Annotated in this window: 2 protein-coding genes; both read right to left on the bottom strand. The window is 38.8% G+C overall.

Annotation, left to right across the window (positions count from 1 at the left end):
* Positions 1 to 344 precede the first annotated feature (344 nt).
* Positions 345 to 3,779: a sialidase domain-containing protein gene (locus HT678_RS10515; protein WP_172924997.1), complete on the bottom strand. Its 3,435-nt coding sequence runs from the start codon at positions 3,777 to 3,779 to the stop codon at positions 345 to 347.
* Positions 3,780 to 4,066: 287 nt separating this feature from the next.
* On the bottom strand, positions 4,067 to 4,294 hold the full coding sequence (locus tag HT678_RS10510; protein WP_000576348.1) for a hypothetical protein: 228 nt from the start codon (positions 4,292 to 4,294) through the stop codon (positions 4,067 to 4,069).
* Positions 4,295 to 4,712: the final 418 nt, after the last annotated feature.

The following is a 4,712-nucleotide window of genomic DNA, read 5'->3' as shown; positions in this document are numbered from 1 at the left end:
TCTATTATAGCATACATAACTATATACAACAAACGAAAAGTTGAAAAATAGTCGGAAAATCCAGATGTACCAAGGGATTAAGTAAGGTCGGCGGAAAATTAAGTGATAAAGTCGGGATTTTAACACTTAAAGCGAACTGTTAAGTTGCGACTAGTGGTATCCAGTCCTAAGTAAGTCGGAAATATACAGTTTATTTACGACTAGCAAGGCATTTACCCGGCAATAAGAGCTCATCTAAATTGACTTTTTCTTAAAGTAGAAATTTCTACGAAAACTATCTAAATAAACTTTTTATCTCTATGACGGACAAAACATGTCTCAGTTATTCATCAACATCCAAGGTTCTAGTAGTTGACCCACTCCCCATTGGAGTTAACTTTATAACCATCTACTATAGTATTAACCGCTAATCTTCCGCTTTCATTGACATAGTACCATTTGTCTCCAACTTGGAACCATTGATTTACCTTCATTGCACCAGATGATTCCTGATAGTACCAATGGTCTCCATCTTTTATCCAACCAGTTGCCATTGAACCGTTAGCATTGAGATAGTACCACACACCACTGGATTCAACCCAGCCAGTAGACATTGCTCCGCTCTCACTCAAATAATACCATTGGTTACCATCTCTGACCCAACCAGTTGCCATTGAGCCGTTAGCATTGAGATAGTACCACACACCACTGGATTCAACCCAGCCAGTAGACATTGCTCCACTCTCACTCAAATAATACCATTGATTACCATCTCTGACCCAACCAGTTGCCATCGCACCAGTAGAACTCAAGTAGTACCATTTATCCGCTTCCTGATGCCAGCCTTTCACCACTTCACCAGCAGATGTATAAAAATACCACGTACCATTTTCTTGCTTCCAACCAGTCGTTATTGGAACTTTAGTCTCAGTTTTAATAACATCTCCTACATAAGATTGGAGGTAACGAGGAGCAAAAGAAGTAAGAGGAGAGTTTGCTACCATTCTATCTGAAGACCCCAAAGATAATTTATCCTTCTCTGACTTCCTTTCTGTCATCTCCTCAGATACATTTTCTCTTACTGTATTCATGGTCTCGACAGGATTTTCTTTCGCATCTTCAGGAATTCTACTGCCAGCTAGTGTAACTGGTAAATCATGCATACTGTCAATTCTACCGGCCAGTAGACCTGTAATTTCTTGACCTGCATCTTCTTTATTAAAGGTGAAAAGTAGAGTTTTTTGATCTGCTTGGGTCAAGAAGGTAGCTTTGTGTCCATTCGCTAAAGTCAAAGTCGGAATAGAATTCACTAGTACCTCAGAATCAAATTGCATAGCTAAGATACCTTGTTCTGCATCCTCTTCTTCTGTTTCCAATTTACGAACGTCCCTGATAGTTACACTCGTTGGATATACCGGATCTTTTGTTAAAAAGTCCCAATTAAATTTTCTAAATGATAGGGTATAGTCATTTTGTCCTTTTTCAGTGTGTTCATACAAGATACCATACTCCCCATTTCCTAATTCTTGGAGCGAATTATAGGCAAACTCTCCTTTTTGAATTGGTCTATGATGTAACCAAGTCAAGTCTCCGTTGTCCTCTACACGAGCCAAATGAGCCATTCCATTCGTCCGTTTAGGTCCTCCTGAATTGGTTAAAATGATGTATTCTTTTCCTTCGTGCATGGTGTGAATAGCAGCCATTTGGACATAAACATCTTTAACCTGATTATATCTCTTGATTTCCTTGTCCCAAGTTTGCCCACCATCTTTACTTGTGGCAACCTGTAAATCACCCGTTAATCCTCTCATAAAGAGTTTCACATCACCATTATTTAACTGTACAGCAACTGACTCTGTATTTTGGGCAGGACTATTATTCATAGTTGAGGAATGAATTTTCCTTCTACCTACCGTCCTATCATCATTGACAGCCGCTCCAGCCTGCCATGTTTCTCCATGGTCATCTGAATAAATCAAACGAGAAGACTGGGATCCGCTTAGATGGGAGATAGCATTGGTGGTATAAGTAGGAACTAAGATACGACCCTTGTGCTCTCCTGTTCTAAGCACAATTCCTGTACCTGGACCTGTTCCTAAAAATTTCATCCAATCTTGGCGAATTGATGGTGTAATATCTCTTGGTTGCGACCAAGTTTTCCCATCATCATCACTATAGGAAAGCCACAAATAGCTCGTATAGGCTACACGAAATGGATTTTTAGCAGATGGAGCAAAGTAGATATTCCCAAGAAGCTCTTCTCCTTTATAGAGGTCACCCTTATCTCTGTAGGCTTCTTCTTTTGGATCCACTACAACGCGATAATCTGTTTTTTGATTATTTGCATCATATACTTCTCCGTTTTCTCGGACAGTATATGCTTGATTTTCCCCTTGTTTATATAGTAATTGATAGTGCTTATCTCCAACTTGTTGATAAGCTTTTTGAGGTTTGTTTGGCATTCCAAAGACAGCTCGACCTTCTGGAAACATATCGTAGATTGAAAAAATTCTCTTTGTGGTAGGATCTTGAACCAAGACCATATCGATATTAAGTGGAGATGGTGCCTGCGGATCTTTTGCTTCTGGATTGTCTCGCAAGTTGGTCAAGGTTAAGGTTGGCTGCCAAGTAGTTCCCCCATCCTCACTTCTCCTAACGACCATAGCAATATCTCCCCAATCAGAATGGTGGAGACGACGCTGATCTGCCCCTGCCAGTAATGTTCCTTTATCCGTACGTAGCAAAGCTGGAATCCGATAACTCTTAATTCCTTCACTATTTGGCTTACCATTGACACCGCTCATAAACAACTCTTGCTTCTCTGTCAAGACTGCCCCTTCAGGAAGTGACGGCTCAATATCTGTCACATCAAATAACTGGCTACGTTTTTTGACTTCCTCTGGAGTTAGAGCACGATTGTATACAGTCAGATTACGAATAGAGAGATTTGAGCCCCACTTCAGTTCTCCTGCTCTATTAGTTGCACCTAACTGAAGTTTATCCACATCTGGCATGTCTGCCAGGAATTTCCCTGACTTTTTATTCGTACGAGATAATACACCATTCACATAAAGACGAACCTGACCATTTGGACTATCCTTTTTTGGTCTTTCAACAGTAAAAGTAACCGAATTATACTTGCCTGGTCTAATCTTCAAAGGCGCATCTGTATAACTTCCATAAAATTGACTACCATCAGCTCCACGTCCCTCTATCAAAGCTGTCCCATTATTGATTGCCATTGTAAAGTACTCATTTACTTTAGTTGTACTGGAAGCAGAAAAGAGATTGTAAAAACTAGGACCATCAGCAGCCGGTTTGAACTCCACATGAACAGTTGCATTTTGGAGTCCCTTTACTTTCTCTAATTCATCAGACAAGTCTACTCTTTTTCCATTTGAATCATTCGTCTCTAAGTCATCTTTTTCTATCACTGTTTCGACATTTTCCAAATCTCGTGCATAGTAATCTCTTGGAATTTTTTCTTCTTGCTTATCTTCCCTTTCTTGTTCTTGATCATTGCCAGAAAGTTCAGTCTCTGAAACAGACTCTACATGCTCTGCAGGAAGAGTTATATTTTCTCCTTCCTCAGAAGGCTGGCTCTTTTCTGTATCAGTTAGGGTTGAGCTCCCCCCCCCCGAAAGTTGAGTTTCATTTGCCAGAGGTTGCTCACTCGCCCCTTCTTGAGCTAAAACAGGAGACGTTCCAAACACCACTGCTCCCACAATCATAGAAACCGCTCCTACCGATAGTTTCCTAATACTATAACGACACTTACGTTCTTGAACATTCCGATTCATACTGTTCCTCTCTATATCTATATCCCGATTTCTGAAATAAGACATTTACTCCAGAAAATGCACTTAGTTTGTCTTTTCTTAACTTTCTTTTACTACAGTTCATTTAAATGACAAAAATGAACTAAACAAACTATCTCAAATTGGTGCCAAATTTCCCCTCTCCTTTCTCCAATCAGACTCCTGCCAATCTAGTTTATCTACCAGGACACCGCTGCAATTAAACTAAAATATCTCTTTATAAGCAAATGATGGACATCAGCTTATGCTATTTACACCATACTTCCTGCTCAATCCTTATCGAACACTTTTTCAAATAGCTTTTCATAAGCATAAATACTTGTAGAAATAATGGGAAATATAATCAAGCTCACAATCAGAATCTTATCCAGCTTAAAGGGGACAATCCCAAATAAGTGAAGAAATAAATCAATCAGAAAACTGTCGAAAAAAACTGTCAAAAGTAGTTCAATTTGTCTTTTTCTCTGCTTTTTTGTCTTGAATGCCTTAAATATCATATTATTCCCCTTTTCTAAGCTTCAATCCCTTCTCTCTATCTGTCATTTCGCATAGCTGCTACTATTTTTACAGCAATCTATCTTTAAATATACATAAAGATAAGATTCTATCACTTTTTATAAGTGTTAGCAAATTTATTATACCTCATTTCTAAAACGCTTTCAATACAGTGTAGTATAATAGATTTTAGTTTCAAGAAACTCTTTTGTATAATAATATCCTTGAAAGTAGTTTCAGATGAACATTTATAGTCCATAAAAAGAAAACAGAGACTCATCTGTTTTTTACACTCAATGAAAATCAAAGAGCAAACTAAGAAGCTAGCCGCATGATGCTCAAAACACTGTTTTGAGGTTGTAGATGAAACTGACGAAGTCAGCTCAAAACACCGCTTTGAGGTTGCAGATAGAACTGACG

Origin of the sequence: Streptococcus sp. 3167 (assembly GCF_013277175.1) — a bacterium.
Lineage (GTDB): Bacteria > Bacillota > Bacilli > Lactobacillales > Streptococcaceae > Streptococcus > Streptococcus pseudopneumoniae.
The sequence above is the reverse complement of the archived record's forward strand: the minus strand, read 5'-3'. Positions and strand labels throughout refer to the sequence as shown.

Excerpts from the sequence above, each read along its gene's own strand:
- HT678_RS10515 (WP_172924997.1), bottom strand. The coding sequence starts at position 3,779 with ATGAATCGGAATGTTCAAGAACGTAAGTGTCGTTATAGTATTAGGAAA.
- HT678_RS10510 (WP_000576348.1), bottom strand. The coding sequence starts at position 4,294 with ATGATATTTAAGGCATTCAAGACAAAAAAGCAGAGAAAAAGACAAATT.